18 protein-coding genes are annotated in these 18,141 nt (G+C 59.5%); 1 reads left to right on the top strand and 17 read right to left on the bottom strand.

Translation table 11 applies throughout. From position 1 onward, the window contains the following. Window positions 1–220 precede the first annotated feature (220 nt). The 4 genes from AC1DXW_RS00815 to AC1DXW_RS00800 all read right to left on the bottom strand — a co-directional run bounded on the left by AC1DXW_RS00815 (window position 221) and on the right by AC1DXW_RS00800 (window position 4,388). Window positions 221–487, bottom strand: coding sequence for a DUF6124 family protein (locus AC1DXW_RS00815; RefSeq protein ID WP_477752151.1), 267 nt, complete (start codon window positions 485–487; stop codon window positions 221–223). Between the two features lie 903 nt (window positions 488–1,390). Next, on the bottom strand, window positions 1,391–2,467 hold the full coding sequence (gene darG, locus AC1DXW_RS00810; protein ID WP_477752152.1) for a type II toxin-antitoxin system antitoxin DNA ADP-ribosyl glycohydrolase DarG: 1,077 nt from the start codon (window positions 2,465–2,467) through the stop codon (window positions 1,391–1,393). Between the two features lies 1 nt (window position 2,468). Then, on the bottom strand, window positions 2,469–3,089 hold the full coding sequence (darT, locus tag AC1DXW_RS00805) for a type II toxin-antitoxin system toxin DNA ADP-ribosyl transferase DarT (RefSeq protein ID WP_477752153.1): 621 nt from the start codon (window positions 3,087–3,089) through the stop codon (window positions 2,469–2,471). A gap of 402 nt (window positions 3,090–3,491) precedes the next feature. Continuing rightward, window positions 3,492–4,388, bottom strand: coding sequence for a LysR family transcriptional regulator (locus tag AC1DXW_RS00800; RefSeq protein ID WP_477752154.1), 897 nt, complete (start codon window positions 4,386–4,388; stop codon window positions 3,492–3,494). A gap of 118 nt (window positions 4,389–4,506) precedes the next feature. Here AC1DXW_RS00800 and AC1DXW_RS00795 point away from each other — a divergent pair, with 118 nt between their 5' ends. Further along, entirely contained in the window at window positions 4,507–5,787 is a 1,281-nt protein-coding gene (locus AC1DXW_RS00795) for an MFS transporter (protein ID WP_477759710.1), read from the top strand. On the opposite strand, the gene gspM is transcribed toward AC1DXW_RS00795, so the two are convergent. The 13 genes from gspM to hemE form a co-directional block, all read right to left on the bottom strand. Then, complete coding sequence (gene gspM / locus AC1DXW_RS00790; protein WP_477752156.1) at window positions 5,780–6,211, bottom strand: type II secretion system protein GspM; 432 nt, start codon at window positions 6,209–6,211, stop codon at window positions 5,780–5,782. The two genes, AC1DXW_RS00795 and gspM, sit on opposite strands and share 8 nt — an antisense overlap. After that, on the bottom strand, window positions 6,208–7,314 hold the full coding sequence (gspL, locus tag AC1DXW_RS00785; RefSeq protein WP_477752157.1) for a type II secretion system protein GspL: 1,107 nt from the start codon (window positions 7,312–7,314) through the stop codon (window positions 6,208–6,210). The genes gspM and gspL overlap by 4 nt, the downstream gene beginning before the upstream one ends. Then, a complete protein-coding gene (locus tag AC1DXW_RS00780; RefSeq protein WP_477752158.1) occupies window positions 7,311–8,162 on the bottom strand; it encodes a type II secretion system protein GspK in 852 nt (283 codons plus the stop codon). Before AC1DXW_RS00780 ends, gspL begins: the two co-directional genes overlap by 4 nt. After that, window positions 8,159–8,701, bottom strand: a complete 543-nt coding sequence (locus AC1DXW_RS00775; RefSeq protein WP_477752159.1) for a type II secretion system protein GspJ — start codon at window positions 8,699–8,701, stop codon at window positions 8,159–8,161. The genes AC1DXW_RS00780 and AC1DXW_RS00775 overlap by 4 nt, the downstream gene beginning before the upstream one ends. Next, window positions 8,694–9,077, bottom strand: a complete 384-nt coding sequence (gene gspI / locus AC1DXW_RS00770) for a type II secretion system minor pseudopilin GspI (RefSeq protein ID WP_477752160.1) — start codon at window positions 9,075–9,077, stop codon at window positions 8,694–8,696. Before gspI ends, AC1DXW_RS00775 begins: the two co-directional genes overlap by 8 nt. After that, the gene (gspH, locus tag AC1DXW_RS00765) at window positions 9,070–9,537 is read right to left on the bottom strand and encodes a type II secretion system minor pseudopilin GspH (RefSeq protein WP_477752161.1); all 468 of its coding nucleotides are present in this window, start codon (window positions 9,535–9,537) and stop codon (window positions 9,070–9,072) included. Before gspH ends, gspI begins: the two co-directional genes overlap by 8 nt. A gap of 3 nt (window positions 9,538–9,540) precedes the next feature. Continuing rightward, window positions 9,541–9,996, bottom strand: coding sequence for a type II secretion system major pseudopilin GspG (gene gspG, locus AC1DXW_RS00760; RefSeq protein WP_477752162.1), 456 nt, complete (start codon window positions 9,994–9,996; stop codon window positions 9,541–9,543). Window positions 9,997–9,999: 3 nt separating this feature from the next. Continuing rightward, window positions 10,000–11,208, bottom strand: a complete 1,209-nt coding sequence (gene gspF / locus AC1DXW_RS00755; protein ID WP_477752163.1) for a type II secretion system inner membrane protein GspF — start codon at window positions 11,206–11,208, stop codon at window positions 10,000–10,002. A gap of 3 nt (window positions 11,209–11,211) precedes the next feature. Further along, window positions 11,212–12,684: a type II secretion system ATPase GspE gene (gene gspE, locus AC1DXW_RS00750; RefSeq protein WP_477752164.1), complete on the bottom strand. Its 1,473-nt coding sequence runs from the start codon at window positions 12,682–12,684 to the stop codon at window positions 11,212–11,214. Between the two features lie 3 nt (window positions 12,685–12,687). After that, a complete protein-coding gene (gene gspD / locus AC1DXW_RS00745; RefSeq protein ID WP_477759709.1) occupies window positions 12,688–14,604 on the bottom strand; it encodes a type II secretion system secretin GspD in 1,917 nt (638 codons plus the stop codon). Between the two features lie 8 nt (window positions 14,605–14,612). Then, window positions 14,613–15,182: a type II secretion system protein N gene (locus AC1DXW_RS00740; protein ID WP_477752166.1), complete on the bottom strand. Its 570-nt coding sequence runs from the start codon at window positions 15,180–15,182 to the stop codon at window positions 14,613–14,615. A gap of 58 nt (window positions 15,183–15,240) precedes the next feature. Further along, window positions 15,241–16,707, bottom strand: coding sequence for an N-acetylglucosamine-binding protein GbpA (gbpA, locus tag AC1DXW_RS00735; protein ID WP_477759708.1), 1,467 nt, complete (start codon window positions 16,705–16,707; stop codon window positions 15,241–15,243). 290 nt (window positions 16,708–16,997) lie between these two features. Further along, complete coding sequence (gene hemE, locus AC1DXW_RS00730) at window positions 16,998–18,065, bottom strand: uroporphyrinogen decarboxylase (RefSeq protein ID WP_477752168.1); 1,068 nt, start codon at window positions 18,063–18,065, stop codon at window positions 16,998–17,000. Window positions 18,066–18,141: the final 76 nt, after the last annotated feature.

Genomic DNA, 18,141 nt, shown 5'->3' with positions numbered 1-18,141 from the left:
AATAACCTGTGGCGAGGGAGCTTGCTCCCGCTGGGTCGCGTAGCGGCCCCAAAAGGGGACTGCTGCGCAGTCCAGCGGGAGCAAGCTCCCTCGCCACAATAGGGTCTTTCTCAAACAGGTCGACTCAGCATCGACCTGTCTGGCTCTGCGATGGCTGGTTGCCCAGGATCCTCAGAGTCTCACAAGCCCCTTTCGGGAACGATCAGTTACCCGTGATTTACTAGCGCGAGTCGAGGTTATCCAACACCCGATTCACCGCCAGCTCCCCCAACATGATCGACTGCTGAATCCCCAACAATGTATTGCTCTGCGCTCCGTTCAGATTCCTCGCGAAATCACTCGCCATGGCATTGGCTGATGCCAGCGACACACAGGCGTATTCCAGTAGGGTGTGGTTGTCGATGTCGGGGGCTATGAGGAAGAGGGTACTAGGTTGGTGTGGAGCGTCCGGATCGGTATCCGGTGAATTTTGAGTCGTTTTGTCCATTTCCTGAATACCAAGTTATGCCGACCACTCCCAAGCTACTAAACAAGGGGGTGGTAGCTGTACGCAGGTTAGTAGACCGGGGAATCAGGAAGCCGGCGCGCCCAAAAGCGCCCTACGCACAGCCACCATAAAGTGCAGGAACTGAATACCTGACAGTCTGATGCGCCATACGCCCTGAAACCACGGGCTACTAAACCCGATCACTGACAATCAGTGACGCGATTCAAGTTACTGGCAGCCCCAAAGACGCACAAGCCGGCGAATTCTGACGTAGTTGTAGGCAACACCGCAAGGTGCTGTAGCCTCGCGGAAAGATGACATCTTTGCTCTTTAACATTGATTACCGGAGTCCATAGAAACCGACGTATACCGAACAATTACGCACACCGATCGATACCAATGCGCGCAACCGCGGCCTTCGCCGAAGACTGAAAGTCCGCTAACTCCTTCCCCTTCGAAATATCCTGAACTAAGAGGAAAACGGAACGAGATATTTCGGAAATCTCCCACAGTCAGCGCTGAATTTTCGTCGCACGCATACTCCCAACACACTTAAATTTGGCACGGAAGCTTGCTCGCGGTAAAAATATGTCTCGCCCTACCGTATTGCTCTTTCGGATCCGTTCCCTGCTCGCAAAGCCAAAGTCTATTTTTTTGTTCCCATGAGACTCGAAGCCACCTGCGACGCCCTAGACGTTCGGCTAACACATTTTTCGGGGGGGGGGGGGTGAAGGAGCTAAACTTCCATGTGGCCAGCATGGCCACCTTAGCCAAGCTAGTTGAACCTAGGATTTAAGCAAACGAACAATGCCCCGTAGGTTACACAACTACGGGGCTTTCAATCGTTTGACTTGAGAGCGCAAAATGAAGAAATCTTGCGCTATATTAAGGTATCGATAGACACTAACTTATAGATGCACTGCTTCTCGATTCACTATCCCAATTCAGTTTTTTGAGTCGATTCCATGCACGTTTCAGATGTTCAGGTTTCATCTGAGATTTTTTTCGAGAACTCCAATCCTGCACCGCCCTGACCGCGACATCCGGATCATTATTGGCCGATGGCGTATGGCACATTACCCAATGAACAGTGCTTAGCAACTCCATACCATACGGATCTTCGAACCCTTCAATTAGCTTTGCAACTCGCTCCATTTTATTGTGGGTATCGACATCGTTTTTCAAAAACTCAACAGCCTCGGAAACCGCCTCTGGTTTTAGCTCAAGTGGTTTAGTTGGGGCGTCCTTACCATCGCCATAACCATAAATGAAGTGGCCATCAATCTTTATCAATACTTGACGCAAGTTTTTTGCATAAGGGCCAAACGGCTTCTGTTCGAACTGAAGTCGTAATGGTTTTCCGCTTTCTTGCAAAAAATACATAAGCTTATGCACTTCTAATAGACTGACGCAAGGATCCAAAAAACCCTTCAAGTACTGTTGCATCAGCACTACAAGAGCTGCTCGACCATCGGTCATTTTTGGACGCTCCGTTGCATTCAGCATTTCCTTAGCCGCAGGCGCACCGTTTGGCGGGTACAGTAAAACCTGAACTTCCGGCACAGTTGCAAACGCCTGCTCAATCGTTGGTTTCACTTCGCTCCAATCTAAACCGCCCAATCCACAGCCTAACGGCGGAATAGCTATAGATTTGATATGTAAGTCATTCACTGTCCGTACCAAATCTTCCAGCCCGAGCTGAATGCTTTCCAGCTTACTTTTTGACCGCCAATGACCCTTAGTTGGAAAATTAATAATCCACCGCGGCCCACCAACCAACCCACCTAAATCATAGACATGTACCTTTCCAAGTATGACTGTCTGATCCTTGCAAGCCTGCTGGTAGCTTTTATACATTTCAGGAAAAGCTTGCTTGAATTGCAACGCTATTCCTTTGCCCATCACGCCTTCGGTGTTGACTGTATTCACCAAAGCTTCCGCAGGCGCCTTGAGAAGATTGCCTTTGCTAAGTTTGATCATGTCAGTAGTACCAGTCATTTTTCACCTTTACTTCCGGCCGGTGGGCAGAGCGCTGCAAAATCGCACCTACCCGCTGCGCTACCTCTGCGTTATGACAACCGATGCCATGAAAGCGGTTCCATTGAAAGTGCTCCTCAACCAGAAACTCTGCCTGCTTCTCATGGGTCCTACCTTGCCAAAATCTGGCATTAATCGCTGACCAATCTAGGTCTACCATTGAGGTCAAGTCATCATAAAAAGAGGTATGGCATGCTCCTGCATTACCATCGCTGAAGGCCCAATCACGATCATCAGGCAACGCATTTCCAACAGTACTCACCAGATGGAGAATCTCTGTTTGGCAGCCCGCAGCCCTACCTGTATTACCAAGATTTATAGTGTAGAGCATAGGAGAGCGCGGACAAAAATAGAAAGGGACGAACTGCCCCACGTATTTTGAGTCGCAGCAATCCACCGTTAAGACTTCAAGTCTTCGCTGCTTGATGTGGGGATAGCCGATTATTTCATGCCCACCTCGGGCTGCCATGACAGCATCAGAAAGCAACCCAGACTCCATGATAGCTGAGAGGTTTGTGATGTCCGTGATGTGATAAATCAATTTTTCATGCGGATTGAATGTCATCAACAATCGCCTGTGCCTAGCATTTTAAAAGGCTTGACCTTCCCATCGTGAGCGCGAGACGAGGGGGCATAGTGTGCGGTGTCGTCGGTGCAGATACCTAATGATATGTGATACCTGTCAGACATGCGCTAGGGTATTTAATGGACACATTGTCATGCGAACAATACCGAGTGCAAAATGCCACCTCCGGCAGCTTCCTTCCTCTCTATAAGCGGAAATCGGACCCAGCAACAAAAAATCAGGCATGGCAGAGCACGACCATTTCGTCAGACGAACGGCCACGACAATGCATAGCGTACCTACCGCTCAACCCCACCATCTACACTCGCTCAAAAAAGCTGAATCCAAATCGCTTAATGGCGAGCGCCCATCAGGTGAGCACCAAGCTTTTCGTATTAACGATTATTTCCCCTCAACCTTCCGCGTCAACAACTCCACAAACGCCCTCGCCATCGCCGACTTCTGATCCTTGCGCTGCACCAGCCACACCGCCGACACTGCCGCCGGATCGAGCAGCGAGCGGTAGACCACACCGTCGATGCGCATCCGCTGATAAGACGCCGGCAGCACCGATACACCAAGACCTGCGGCCACAAGCCCAATGATGGTCATCGCCTCACCGGCCTCCTGGGCGAAGTGTGGACTGAAACCGGAGTCCCGGGCCAGGCTGAGCAACTGCGCATACAGACCACTGCCGTAGCTACGCGGAAAAAACACAAAGGGCTCAAGCGCCAGGGCTGACAGAAACAAGCCCTCCTCGCTACCCACTACCAACGGGTGCTTGGAGTTGAGCACTGCAACCAGCGGCTCGCGCATCAATTCGACCACGCTGAGGCAGTCCGGCAGCCCGAGCGGGCGCATGATCCCGACTTCAATCGATTCGTCCACCAGCGCATCGGCCACCTGGGTGCTGCTCATCTCCCGCAGGTTCAGATGCACCGCCGGGAAGCGCTGGCGGAAAGTGAAAATCGCCTGGGGAATCGTCGAGTTGAAGGGTGCCGACGAGGTGAAGCCGATTTTCAGCTCACCCAACTCGCCCAGTTGCGCCCGTCGCGCGACATCCGCCGCTTTGTCGACCTGTGCCAGCACCAGCCGCGCCTCTTGCAGAAACAGCCGACCGGCTTCGCTCAGCTCGACCCGACGATTGGTACGTTCGAACAGCCGTGCGCCGACTTCCTGTTCCAGCGCCTGAATTTGCTGGCTCAGCGGCGGCTGGGAGATGCCCAGTACCTGTGCGGCGCGGCCAAAGTGCAGTTCTTCGGCGACGGCGATGAAGTAGCGCAGATGTCGCAATTCCATGGAAACCCCATTAGGTCGTAAAAGCTATCAAATAGGTCGAACAATATATTGGATTGAATCATTAGCCAGCTATATGATTTTTTCATTGCCTGACCGGCTGCGTCCTCCGAGGTCCAACGTGAAAACTGCTGTCGCCCCACTCGCCCATGAAGTTCCTCCCGCAGCGCCGGACGCTATCGCCGCTGAGCTGGCGGAAATCCACATCGAAAAAGGCACCCCGGCGTTCATGCGCACGGTGTTGGCGTTGTTCTGCGGCGGCTTCGCGACTTTCGCCCTGCTCTACTGCGTGCAGCCGATGATGCCGCTGCTGTCCCACGAGTATTCCATCAACGCGGCGCAGAGCAGCCTGATCCTGTCTATCGCCACCGGCATGCTTGCCATCGGCCTGCTGATCACTGGCCCGATTTCCGACCGTATCGGGCGTAAACCGGTGATGGTGGCAGCACTGTTCGCCGCTGCGCTGTGCACCATGGCCAGTGCGATGATGCCGAGCTGGCACGGTGTGCTGCTGATGCGTGCGCTGATTGGATTGTCGTTGAGCGGTCTGGCTGCGGTTGCGATGACTTACTTGAGCGAAGAGATCCACCCACAGCACATCGGCCTCGCCATGGGTTTGTACATCGGCGGCAACGCGATTGGCGGGATGAGCGGACGCTTGATCACCGGGGTTTTGATCGACTTCGTCAGCTGGCACACGGCGATGCTGGTGATCGGTGGCCTGGCGCTGATTGCCGCGGCGGTGTTCTGGAAAATCCTCCCGGAATCTCGCAACTTCCGTGCCCGCTCGCTGCACCCGCGCAGCCTGCTCGACGGTTTCACCATGCACTTTCGCGACGCCGGCCTGCCGCTGCTGTTTCTTGAAGCCTTTGTGTTGATGGGCGCGTTCGTCACGCTGTTCAACTACATCGGCTATCGCCTGCTGGCCGCGCCGTACCACATGGAACAGGCCTTCGTCGGGTTGCTGTCGGTGGTGTACCTGTCGGGCATCTACAGCTCAGCGAAAATCGGCTCGCTGGCCGACAGACTCGGTCGCCGCAAAGTGCTCTGGAGCACCATCGCGCTGATGATCGCTGGCCTCGCTTTGACGATGTTCACGCCGCTGCCGCTGGTGATCATCGGCATGCTGGTGTTTACCTTCGGCTTCTTTGGCGCCCACTCGGTGGCCAGCAGCTGGATCGGCCGCCGCGCCACCAGGGCCAAGGGGCAGGCATCGTCGCTGTACTTGTTCAGCTATTACGCCGGTGGGAGCATCGCCGGAACGGCAGGCGGCGTGTTCTGGCATATGGGCGGGTGGAACGGGATCGGGTTGTTCATCGGTTCGCTGCTGGTGATTGCGCTGCTGATCGCGTTGAAGCTGGCGAAGTTGCCGTTGTTGCCGCAGAACACCTCGCCTATCTGAGCACCAGCCGCGCCTCCAGGGCATCGTCACGCTTCTCCAGCGTCAGGGATTGCAGCGCGACTCCACCGCGCTCGATCCCATCGAGCCACTGCATCAAGGGCTGCGCATTGCCATTGAGGGTCACGCGCAGCAGATCGCTGTCGCTCTCCATCTGACGGATTTCCAGCCCCGCCGCCGTGGCGCTTTCGCTGATGCGCAGTGACAGCGGTTGATCGGTGTCGACGGGGACATGGCTGCGCGGTAACGCCCGCTGCAGTTGCGCGGCCAGCCCCGCCTGCTGTTGGTATTGTCGCTCGACTGTTTCCAGCCTCTGCCGGGTCGGTTGCCAGATCAGGCTGAAAGCCACAACCGCCAGCAAAAAAGCCCCCAACACCTGCAACAGCCGTTGTTCGCGCACAGAAATGCGCCGCCATGCCTGCTTCATGCCTCGTCCTCCACGGTGAGGGTGGCAAGCACCCGGTCAGCGGCTTTGTTCGCGCTATCGAGACGGACGGGCATGCCTTGTTGTCGTCCGCGTTCACGCAATTGCTCCAGCTCGGTAAAGCCGCTGGCGGTCAGCTGGATTTTCCAGCCTTCGCCTGCTCGAAACTCGATGCGTTGGACCTCGACCGGACTGGCGCCGATCACCTGGTCAATCAACTGGACCAGCCCTGCAATGCGGGTGTTTTGCGAATCCACAGGCTGGCTTTGCAGGGCCTTGAGTTGCGCTGCCATATCGACGATGCGGCCTTGCTCAGGGTAAAGCGCCTTGAATCGCAGTTCATTCTGGGTGGTGAGACGGAGAGCTTCGCTGTCGAGGAAGCGGATCCGCGTTTCACTGGCACCCCAGGTCAACAGCGCCAGCATCAACAGCGCCCACCCGCCGGCACGCCAGGGCAGACGCTTGCCGCGCGGGGTGAACACGCCTTGCAGCAGGTTGATGGCCCGGGTTGGACGGTGGGTCAGGCATTGGTCGATGACAGCGGGGGCCTCACGCTCGTCCAGCCATTGCATGTCCTTGGGTAATAACCGGGCGAGCAGCGCCAGGTGGTCTTGCGACAATGCCAGGCGCGCAGGCAAGCCTGCACCCAACAACCAACGACCGAACCACCATGCACCGCATGGCTGATCGCCGGACAACACATCGGCATCGACGAACACCCCGCGCACCTCAATACCCGCCTCACGCAGCAAGTCGAGCACGGCGGCCAACCTTTCCCGGCCAATGACCATGACCGGGAAGCAGCCGTCACGATCACGAGCGCCGACGCTCAGATGCACAACTTCCAGCACTTCACCCAGTTGATCTTCGACGGCGTAGGCGATGGCCTGCGCCTCGGGTCTGCGCCGTGCCGGCCATGGCTCGCTGCGTAGCCAACTGCACATTTCCATGGGCAGTAGCACATCGACCGCCTGCCCCTGCAATGCCGAGGCCGCCTGATTCAGAGGCATCGGCAGGCGTTGACCGGTTGGCGACCACAGGACGCAGGGCCACAGGCCCGATGGCGCGTCCTGCCCCTCGGCGGTCAGGTAAAGCCAAGTGCTCATCGCTGCCTCTCGTGGCTATTCATGGGAAGAAAACGTCGTTGCAGCACCGTCAGTTTTCGAGTCTTGGAGTCGTGCCCGACATCCGTAGCCAGGTGCAGTTCGCGCCCGTCGCGGCTCACCTGCACGCTGATCCGATACCAGCGGCTATGGGTGCCAAGTCCGTGACTGCTCAAGCCCTGCCCGGAGAGCAATGGGTCCTGGGTAAACGCCTGGACACTCGCCCAAGGCGTTTTTGCGGCCTGAATCGCCAGCGCATCGGCGGTCGCGGCATCCACCTCGCCGAGCGTTCTCAACTGCAGCGCCGGTGCGGTGTTGATGTTCAAGGCTGTGTCGGTGGGCAGCAGCGCCACCCAGGGCTCCAGCCGCTGCAGCAAGCGAGCGTCAATGCCGGGCAGCAAGCGCAGCTGGCTGAGTTCCCGCAGCGGCCCGACCTGGCTCAGTTGCACAGGAGGCAGTTCGAGCAGCTCGAGCAGGCGCGCCCAACGGTTGAGGGTGACCTGATCCACCTGCCCCTGGCGTAACAACGCATTGAGATTGAAGCGCCCGGCGAGGTCATCGATATCGATGCGGATCTGCGCATCTTCAACCTCGAAACCTGGCGCCATGGCCATCCAGCCTTGAATCCGCTCGACGGGTTTTTTCGTGTCCTGTAACGCGTCGCGCAACAGCAACAACGCCCAGGTTTCCCCGCCCGATGCAAGTTGCCGTAGCTGTATCTGCTGCAACTGTTGCCCACTGCTTTGCAGCGACAGGTGATGGCTGCGCAACAAGCCACCGGTGATCAGCAGTGCCAGGCTCATGACCAGCAATACACTGATCAACGCAATGCCGCGTTGGTGCCCGTTCATGGCAATGCACCCGGCATTGGCAACACCCGACGGATCGATTCGAAGCGCCCGACAGAGACTTGCAACTCCAGCGCCAAGGGCGCCTTTGCATCCTCCCCGGCCGGCCAAAGGGCGACCCAGCCGGACGGGTTGTCGAACAGACGCCAGCTCAACTCGCGCACACCTTCCAGCAGTTTTTGCCGCTGCACGAACTCCGTACCTTCGCCCTGGCTTTCGCGCCACAGCACGCCGCCATCGAGTCGATAGGTCAGCGCCTGACGCTCACTGCGCGGTTGGTCCAGAGGATTGCGCCAGTGACTGCGCTGGAACTGCAAAAGCGCCGGTGCGAGCACCATCGGCTGTACGGTGATGTGCAGCAGATCCCGCTCGATCACCGCCACGGCCCGTTGCAGGCTCCTCAGTTCTCGCTCGTGAGCCGTCGCGCCCTGTTGCACTCGCAGCACGCTATCGAACAAGCCCCAGCTGGCCAGCCCCAGCACGGCGAAGATGGCCATGGCGATGACCAGCTCCAGCAAGGTGAACCCACGCTGCTTATTCATGAACCGCGAGTATCCAGCCGCTGGCACGATGCAAGGCGTGTGCACTGTTCGCCGGGCTGACCTGAATGTCGACCTGGAGCAAACGCGGATCGCGGGTGGCGCTGATGTGCTGTTGCAGCACCCAGTCGCGCTGATCCATCGACACGATCTGTTGTAGTTGGCCGGCCGCCAGGCCGGATTGCAGGCGCAATTCGTTCAACCGGTTATCCGCCAGCCACGCCGCGAACAGTCGCGCCTCAACGGCGCCGCGCTGCTTCACCGCGTATTGACTGGCCGACAGAACGGCTGCCGCCAATGTCGCGAAGACCGCCAACGCCACCATGATTTCCAGCAGCGTGAAACCGCCCATGGCGGATCGGGATCGCGGGCTAACCATCGATCGTTACCTCGCCGAGGCCATCGCCAGACAGGCTCAGCCAGGCCCTGTTGCCGGACTCGAATGTCAGGGTGAAGGCACTGGTTTCATCGTTGCTGAGTATCAGCAACTGCGGCGGTCCTTCGTCAGCGTCCAGCGCTACCGCATAGCCATCCTGCTGAAAACGTACGCGCACGTTCAGGGGCCAGCGAGAAAGCGCCGCCACCGGCTCCCACCCGCGCACTTCCAGGCGCATCGCCCGGTAGCCATCGGTACTGAGCCTTAGGCCGTACTCTTGACCTTCGAACACGGCGCGCTGACGCAACTGATGGATCACCTGCATCATCACCTCGGCTTCCTGCTTCACCTCACGCGCGGGACTGCCCCCACCGGCAAGGCTCACCATGCCCAGTAAGACGCCGACCACGACAATCACGACCATCAATTCCAGCAAGGTAAACCCTCGGCAGCGGTAGCCCACGGATCAATGGCCCCAATTGCCGATTTCGGCTGCAAACCCTTCGCCGCCCGCAACGCCATCAGCGCCCAGGGAAAAAAGGTCGTAAGTGCCATCTGCCGATCGCACACCCGGATTGAGGTACTGATAAGGCGTGCTCCACGGGTCGACCGGCATGCTCTTGAGGTAACCCTGAGGGTTCCAGCCCCGTGCCGCGGGCAGTCCGGAGGGACGCTTGACCAACGCTTCCAGGCCTTGCTGGGTCGAAGGGTAATGGGCGTTGTCGAGGCGATACATTTCCAGGGCGGTGGCGATGGCCTGGATATCGATTCTGGCGGCGGTGACCTTGGCTTGATCGGGGCGACTCATGAACTGCGGCACCACAATGGCCCCCAGCACGCCGATGATGACCACCACCACCATGATTTCGATCAGGGTAAAACCGCGTTGCGCGCGGGAAAGGTTTCTGCGGACAGTTTGCATGGGTCAATTCACCAATTGGTTGAGGCTGAGAATCGGCAGCAGGATGGCCATGACGATCAGCAGCACGACGCCGCCCATCAGCACCAGCATGGCCGGCTCGAAGAGGCTCACCACCAGCGCAATGCGCGCGGCGAGGCTGCTTTCCTGTTGTTCGGCGGCTCGGGCCAGCATGCGGTCGAGTTCGCCGGCACGTTCGCCGCTGGCGATCATGTGCAGCATCATCGGCGGGATGTCGCCGCTCAGTTCCAGGCCACGGGTCAGCGTTCCGCCTTCGCGGACGGAGCGGGCGACATCGACCATCCGCGCGCGGATGGTCAGGTTGCCGATGACCGCGGCGGCAATCTCCAGTGCGTCCACCAACGGCACGGCACTTTTGCCGAGGATTGCCAGGGTGCTGGCAAACCGCGCGGCTTCCATGGCACGCAGCACTTCACCGATGACTGGCGCACTCAGCACCCAGCGATGCCAGCGCAGGCGCCACTGCGGCTGCTGCCAGCTCCAGCGCCACAGGCCGAACAGCGTCGCCAGCACGCTCATCAACAACAGGAAATGGTTGCGCAGGCCGTTGCTCACGCCGATCAGCGCCCGGGTCAGCCAGGGCAACGGCTGGCCGCTGTCGACGAAAATCTTCACCACATCCGGCACCACATAACCGAGCAGAAAACCGACGATTGCCAGGCTGGCCAACATCAGGATCAACGGGTACACCAGGGCCATCTGGATCTTTTGCCGCGAGGCCTGGCGGGCCTGGGTGTAGGCCGCCAGTTGCTCCAGCACATGGCCCAGATGCCCCGAGCGTTCTCCAGCGGCCACGGTGGCGCGGAACAACTCGGGGAAGGCCCGGGGAAATTGCCCCAGCGCCGAGGCCAGGGCGTGGCCTTCCATCACCCGGCTCCTGACCGCCGAGAGCAAGCTCGCCACCTTGCGCTTTGAGCTCTGCTTCGCCACCGCATCGAGCGCTTCCTCAAGGGGCAGTCCGGCCTGGACCAGCGTTGACAGTTGCAACGTCAACAGCGCCAGATCAGCTGCGCTCAGGCTTCCTCTGCGAGGCTGCCTGCCAGTGCCACTGCCGACCCGGACTTCGGTCAACACACGTGGCCACAAGCCGCGCTCACGCAACAACTGTCGCGCATGGCGGGGTCCATCGGCCTCCAGTCGCCCCTTGCAGGAGCGTCCCAGGGAATCGTGGGCGCGGTAGTCGAAGGTCGGCACCGGTCAGTCCTCCTGCGTCACACGCAGCAACTCATCGAGGCTGGTCAATCCTTCCTGCACCCGCTGACGCCCGTCCTGGAACAGGCTGCGCGAGACCTTGCGCGTTTCGTCGATGAGGATTTGCTCACTGGCGCCCTGATGGATCAGCGCCGAGACAGCGGGGGTCACGTTGACCAGTTCGTAAATGCCGATGCGCCCCTTATAGCCATGCTGGCACTGTTCACATCCCGAGGCTTTGAACAGGGTGTGCGGCGTGGCCGTGTCGAGCCCCAGCCGTTGGCAGGCCGCCGCGTCGGCGATGTACGAAACCTTGCAATGGGGGCACAAGGTGCGCAGCAGGCGCTGGGCCAGAATGCCCACCAGTGAGGACGCCAGCAGATAGGCATCGACGCCCATGTCTACCAGCCGCGTGACCGCGCCGGCCGCGCTGTTGGTGTGCAGGGTCGAGAGCACCAGATGCCCGGTCAAGGAAGCCTGGACAGCGATCTCGGCGGTTTCACGGTCACGGATTTCGCCAACCATCACCACGTCCGGGTCCTGGCGCAAAATCGCCCGCAGGCCCCGGGCGAAGGTCATGTCGACCTTCGGATTGACCGGCATCTGGCCGACACCCGGCAGGTGATATTCGATCGGGTCTTCGACCGTGAGAATATTGCGGGTCTGGTCATTCAGACTGCTCAGCGCGGCGTACAGGCTGGTGGTCTTGCCGGAACCGGTCGGCCCGGTCACCAACAGGATGCCGTGGGGTCTGCCGAGCAACTGGCGCAGGGCCGCGAGGGTATCGTCCGGCATGCCCAGCCGATGCAGGTCCAGGCGCCCGGCCTGCTTGTCGAGCAGGCGCAGCACCACCCGTTCGCCATGGGCCGAAGGCAGCGTCGAGACCCGCACATCGACTTCATGCCCGGCCAGGCGCAAGGCCATTCGCCCATCCTGGGGCACGCGTTTTTCCGCGATGTCCAGGCGCGCCATGACCTTGATCCGCGACACCAGCAGCGTCGCCAGTTCGCGCTTGGGCCTGAGCATTTCACGCAGTTGGCCATCCACCCGCATGCGCACCGACAGGTACTGCTCGAAGGTTTCCAGGTGCACGTCCGAGGCGTGCTCACGCACCGCTTCACCGAGCAGCGCGTTGATCAGGCGAATAATCGGCGCATCGCCCTGTTGTTCCAGCAGATCGGCGGTTTGCGGGACCTGATCGACCAGGCTGAGCAAGTCCAGTTCTTCGTCCAGCCCTTGGGCTACCTGCTCCACCGCGCTTTGCCCCTCGCGATAGGCTGCCGCCAGGCGTGAGGCGTAATCTTCGACATCGACGATGACAAACGGCAGCGTCGGCCCGCACACCCGGCGCGCTTCAGCCAAGGCGGTGAGCGGCGCGTCGTTGCGCAGGACAAGGCGCAGGTCGTCGCCGTCATGCTCCAGCAACACACCAAAACGCCGGGCGAAGCTGAAGGGCAATTGCTCGCAAAGTTCGCTCATGAATTACTGCGCCTTGCCGCGCAAATCGAACACTGGCGCATCGGCGGCCGGTTCGAACAACCCGCGCGCTTCGGATGGCAGCAACAACGAGTTGTTTTCCCCCGCCCCTGGTTTGCTCAAGTCACGCAGCGCGTTGTATCGCTGCTGGCTGACCTGAGACAGGTCCTCCTTGCTGCGCACAATGGTCGGGCGCAAGAACACCATCAGGTTGCTTTTGGTCTGGGTGTCGCGGCTCCAGCGGAACAACGCGCCGAGGTAGGGAATGTCACGCAGCAGCGGCACGCCGCTTTTCTGGGTACGCACGCTGTCCCTGATCAGGCCGCCGATCACGATGATTTCGCCATCGTCGGCGAGGATGGTGCTTTTGAGCGCTCGCTTGTTGGTGATCAGGTCCGAGGAATCAATGCCCGACACCGAGGGTGCGATGTCCGACACTTCCTGCTCGACCTCCAGGCGCAACGTCGAGCCTTCGTTGATGTAAGGCTTGATTTTCAGGCTGATGCCGACGTCCTTGCGCTCGACGGTGGTGAACGGATTCTCCGCACCGTTGCTGTTGGTGGCGTAGGAACCGGTCTTGAACGGCACGTTCTGGCCGACGATGATTTCGGCTTCCTGATTGTCCAGGGTCAACAGGCTCGGTGTGGACAGCAGGTTGCTATGGGTGTTGCTGGCCAGGGCCGAAATCAGCGCGCCGAAGCGGTCACTGCCCAATTGCAGGATCGCCCCTTCCGGCGCCGATCTTTTCTCGTCGAACCTCAGCCCACCGACGATCGGAATGTCGGTGCCTGGAAAGTTGATGAAGCCCTTGGCATCGCCCGTGTTGAGGTTCCACTGCACACCGACGGCCTCGGCGATATCGCCGGAGATTTCGACGATGGCGGCATGGATCAACACCTGGGCCCGTGGCTGGTCCAGCTGACGCACGATGTTTTCGATGGTCCGCACCTGCGCCGGTTCAGCAATCAGCACCAGCGCGTTCTGGCTTTCGTCGGCCTTGATCATGAAGGCTGCACCGCCAGACGTGTCCTTGGCGCTGCCGATGGTGGACGCCTGTTTTCTGCCCTGCCCCATCGACTCCAGAATCTCGGCCAATTGCTTGGCATCGCTGTGACGCAGGCGAATCACCCGGGCATTGTCGAGCGTCGTGGTGGCCGGCGTATCGAGACCTCGGGCCAATTCGATCAAGCGCTGGCGAACGACCGGCGGGCCAATGAAAATGAGGCGATTGGTCCTGGTGTCAGCCAGTACCTGAATCGCTGACTCGGCATTGCGCTTGCCCATGGACGCCTCGATCACCGGTGCGACGTCGCCCGCCTGGGCGTGGTTGAGCTGAACCACCGCGTGCAGATTGTTTTGACCAGAGTCCAGTTCGCGGATCACCCTGGCGATACGTTTCACATTGGCGGCTGTATCAGTCAACACCAAGGCGTTGGCCGACACCGAAGGGCCGACATAACCATTGGCAGACACCAGCGGCCGCACCAGCCCGGCAATATCGGAGGCACTGCTGGTGTTCAAGCCAATGACTTCGGTCACGAACTGCGACGCCGTGGTGGTTTTAACCGTGCCCTGGCCGGCTCGGGTCCTGGCCTCGGCAACCGGGGTGATGAGGATCCGGTCGCCCTCATCGATCACCGTGAAGTTGTGGGCATCGAGCACCGAATAGAACAACCGGCGCACCCCTTCACGATCGAGGGCCTGCCGGGACATGACCGTGACTCGACCGGAGACTTTGGGGTCCAGCACCACGGTGGTCCCGAGAATGTTGGAGATCTCTTCGACGATATCGCGCAGCTCTGCGTTGTTCATCGCCAGCTGCCATTTTTCTTCGGCGCGAAGCGTGCCCGAAAAGGCTGCAGCCGCCAAAACGGCAAGCAGAAGCATGGAGCGCAACCAATACGCGCCGACGAAGCTGTTCATGAAATTCATCACTCTGGTTGCCCGCTGAGCGGGCGTAAAAAACGCGTGGCCGTTGTAACCGGTTGAGAATCGACGGATGATTCGAGTCCCTTCAGAAAACGTGCGCCAGAGGGTGCGAGCGTCAGCAGCTCTTCTCGCCCCTTGTTCCACAGTGCAACCTGGTGGGTCTCGATACGACGCAAGACGCTGCCGCCAGGCAAGCGCTCACCCACCTGATAGAGACGAGAGCCTTGTGCATTGGCCAGCAGTGCCTTGGATAATCCGTTGCTGACAAAGCTCGCCTGCAAAGTCAGCGGTTCGGCGCTGGGCTGCGGCGTGGCCTCTGTCGTCAGGCCGAACACGATGGCAATCGATGCTGTTTCGAGCGGCTCACGTTCGAGCGGCTCACGTACAGGCACCGTCACCAGGGTTGCAATGTCGGACGACTGCGAAACCAGATGCTCGCGAAATTCCCTTTCCTGCCACACCAGAAACACCGCGTAACCCACTGGCAACGCGAGCCAACAAACGCTGTTCAGGCATGCCCGAAAGCGTTGTCCGGAGAACTTCGAAACCTTCATTTTCAGCTCGATACTCAACAGAGGCGCCTGGCTTCAGGCGACCTTTTCGAGGCCGCCTGAAGCCAGTTGCGAGGGCTTACAACTTGTCCCACGCCATGTGCCAGTGAGCACCGACACCCGGTTCAAAACCGTTGGCAGTCGGGCTGTACTGCTTGCAGTAACCCGACTCGGGGAATGGCTTGCACTCAAAGACTTCGTTGGTCTTCGGTTGCAGCACCTTGGTACCGGCGGTGTAGCCGCTGAGGCCTTCAGGGAAGACGAAGTCGTATTCGATGCCTGCGCCTTCACCGGTCAGTTGGGAGGTCTGGGTGTCCTGACGGGTGGTGCGGCCATCCAGGGTGGTGCCGACCAGGGTCAGGGTGTGCGCGCCCGGGTTGCTGCGCACATCCATGGACAGCGAGGCGGAGCCACTGGTCACTTGTGCCGAGGTGGTGCCTACCGGTTTGTTGTTCTGGTCGAGCAAGGTGGCTTCGACGTTCATCGGGCGGTTCGCTAGCATGCTGAAGTCGACCTTGGCCCGGCCTTTATCCAGAACGTATTCGGCTTGTTGCGAGGACACCGACATGCGCGCAGCGGTGTCTTCCTTCATGTCCAGCTGCACTTCGTAGCGGACTACCCCGCTTTCTTTTTGTGCGTAGAGGCTGTTGGTGCCTTTGACCGGTTCGACATTGCCGCTCTCGTCGCGGATGCCGGCGCGAACGAGGGTGTGGGTCGCGTTGATTTTTTCCGCCAGCTTGAACGACCAGTTTTGCGGCGTCCCGTCTTCAGCGTTATCGATGCTGATTTCAACGCTGTAGTCCGGGCTCTCGCCATTGGCGGTAAACGCGCGGGCCTTGACCTTGTCGCCCACCAGCAACGCAGTCGAAGGTGCAATGTTGCCTACGGAGGACCAGCCGCCCGGCAGCTCCGGTTCGGCCAGGATGTTCACGTCTGCCGCGTTGTAGAACGCTGCATCGGTATCACCGACGGTCCAGATGGCCAGGATGACGTGGTGACCGGATTTGTCCGCGGGAATAGTGCAGTTGTGTTTGTCGCTGTTGGACGGCAACTTGTTACCGCCGTCGACGGTGCAGAACGAAGTACTTTCGAAAGTGGCTCGTTTCAGAGTTTCGTTCGGATTCCAGCCATTGCGGGTAATGAAATACTCGTGCTTGGTAGCCGGGTGGGCCGCGGTGTAACGCCATTGGAAATCGATATTGCGATCCTTGATTTCCGTCAGGTGCCAGCGGGCGGCGGACTGTGCGTCCATGGCGGAGAACAGCGCGAGACCGCCGCTGGCGATCTTGCCATCGACCGGCCCCTGCAACGGTGCACCGCCGACGCCTGCCGGAAAGCCCTTGAAGGTTTCACCGACACTCTGCGGCTCGTACTGCGCGCCACCGCAATTGGTGTTCAAGCCTGTCTGACACGCCAATGCACGCGAAGGCGGCACTTCCAGATAGCCATGGGCGGAAACGGTTTGAGAGGCCAGCATTGCCGATAACAGGATCATCGATGAAGTGCAGGCCGTTAAAGCACTTCTTTTATCAAATGTAATTTTCATGATGTATTCCAGACTGCTTATCGAAAACAACGCACCTTGCAGGCGGCGATGTTCCCTTCGTTATTGTTCAGCGCTGCGCTGAACAGGGGTCTGGAACCTTACGGGGATAACGAAGAGTTCTATGTAGGAGTAATCATCGAGCCAGGCGGGAATAGTCTGTGTATTCGATTTTCCGACAAAGAAAGAAAACATTCTTACAGYAAGTGATGCTTTATCGATTGAGCTTTTAAACGGCACAAAAAAACCTGTCCGGCACGAGGCGGGACAGGTTTTGTCGAAACTGGCAATCGCTATTCGTGGTACTGCGCTGACAGCTCATGTACCGCACGCAGGAACGCACCAGCATGTTCCGGATCGACTTCCGGCGTGATGCCATGGCCGAGGTTGAACACGTGGCCGCTGCCCTTGCCGTAGCTGGCCAGGATGCGCCCGACTTCAGCGCGAATCGCTTCCGGCTTGGCGTAGAGCACGGTCGGGTCCATATTGCCTTGCAGTGCGACCTTGTCGCCAACACGGGCGCGGGCATTGCCGATGTCGCAGGTCCAATCCAGACCCAACGCATCGGCGTCAGCCTCGGCAATGCTCTCCAGCCACAGGCCGCCATTCTTGGTGAACAGGATCACCGGCACCTTGCGACCTTCGTGCTCGCGGATCAGGCCGCTGACGATTTTGCGCATGTAGGCCAGGGAGAATTCCTGGTACGCCGCCGCCGACAGGTTGCCGCCCCAGGTGTCGAAGATCTGCACGGCCTGTGCACCGGCCATGATCTGGCCGTTGAGGTAGCTGGTGACCGACTGCGCGAGTTTATCGAGCAGCAGGTGCATGGCTTGCGGGTTGTCGTAGAGCATGGCCTTGGTCTTGCGGAAGTCTTTCGACGAGCCGCCTTCGACCATGTAGGTCGCCAGGGTCCACGGGCTGCCGGAGAAACCGATCAACGGCACACGGCCGTTCAGTTCGCGGCGGATGGTGCTGACCGCGTCCATCACGTAGCCCAGGTCTTTCTGTGGGTCAGGAATCGGCAGGGCTTCGATGTCGGCCAGGGTGCTGACGACTTTCCTGAAGCGCGGACCTTCACCGGTTTCGAAGTACAGGCCCTGGCCCATGGCATCGGGGATGGTCAGGATGTCGGAAAAGAGGATCGCCGCATCCAGCTGTGGATAACGGTCGAGCGGCTGCATCGTGACTTCGCAAGCGAACGCCGGGTTCATGCACAGGCTCATGAAGTCGCCGGCCTTGGCACGGCTGGCGCGGTATTCAGGCAGGTAGCGACCGGCCTGACGCATCATCCACACTGGGGTGACGTCTACGGGTTGCTTGAGCAGGGCGCGCAGGAAACGGTCGTTCTTCAGGGCAGTCATGTCGGCATCCGGAAAAAAAGTGCGGTCATTTTCTCAGAGCCGGGCGCAAAAGGCACGGCAAGAGCGGAGGCTTTTG

The organism is Pseudomonas sp. P4_C4 (genome assembly GCF_056402055.1).
The sequence above is the reverse complement of the archived record's forward strand: the minus strand, read 5'-3'. Positions and strand labels throughout refer to the sequence as shown.

Coding starts and splice junctions, on each gene's coding strand:
- AC1DXW_RS00815 (WP_477752151.1), bottom strand. CDS start 487: ATGGACAAAACGACTCAAAATTCACCGGATACCGATCCGGACGCTCCA.
- darG (WP_477752152.1), bottom strand. CDS start 2,467: ATGATCAAACTTAGCAAAGGCAATCTTCTCAAGGCGCCTGCGGAAGCT.
- darT (WP_477752153.1), bottom strand. CDS start 3,089: ATGACATTCAATCCGCATGAAAAATTGATTTATCACATCACGGACATC.
- AC1DXW_RS00800 (WP_477752154.1), bottom strand. CDS start 4,388: ATGGAATTGCGACATCTGCGCTACTTCATCGCCGTCGCCGAAGAACTG.
- gspM (WP_477752156.1), bottom strand. CDS start 6,211: ATGAAGCAGGCATGGCGGCGCATTTCTGTGCGCGAACAACGGCTGTTG.
- gspL (WP_477752157.1), bottom strand. CDS start 7,314: ATGAGCACTTGGCTTTACCTGACCGCCGAGGGGCAGGACGCGCCATCG.
- AC1DXW_RS00780 (WP_477752158.1), bottom strand. CDS start 8,162: ATGAACGGGCACCAACGCGGCATTGCGTTGATCAGTGTATTGCTGGTC.
- AC1DXW_RS00775 (WP_477752159.1), bottom strand. CDS start 8,701: ATGAATAAGCAGCGTGGGTTCACCTTGCTGGAGCTGGTCATCGCCATG.
- gspI (WP_477752160.1), bottom strand. CDS start 9,077: ATGGTTAGCCCGCGATCCCGATCCGCCATGGGCGGTTTCACGCTGCTG.
- gspG (WP_477752162.1), bottom strand. CDS start 9,996: ATGCAAACTGTCCGCAGAAACCTTTCCCGCGCGCAACGCGGTTTTACC.
- gspE (WP_477752164.1), bottom strand. CDS start 12,684: ATGAGCGAACTTTGCGAGCAATTGCCCTTCAGCTTCGCCCGGCGTTTT.
- gspD (WP_477759709.1), bottom strand. CDS start 14,604: ATGAACAGCTTCGTCGGCGCGTATTGGTTGCGCTCCATGCTTCTGCTT.
- gbpA (WP_477759708.1), bottom strand. CDS start 16,707: ATGAAAATTACATTTGATAAAAGAAGTGCTTTAACGGCCTGCACTTCA.
- hemE (WP_477752168.1), bottom strand. CDS start 18,065: ATGACTGCCCTGAAGAACGACCGTTTCCTGCGCGCCCTGCTCAAGCAA.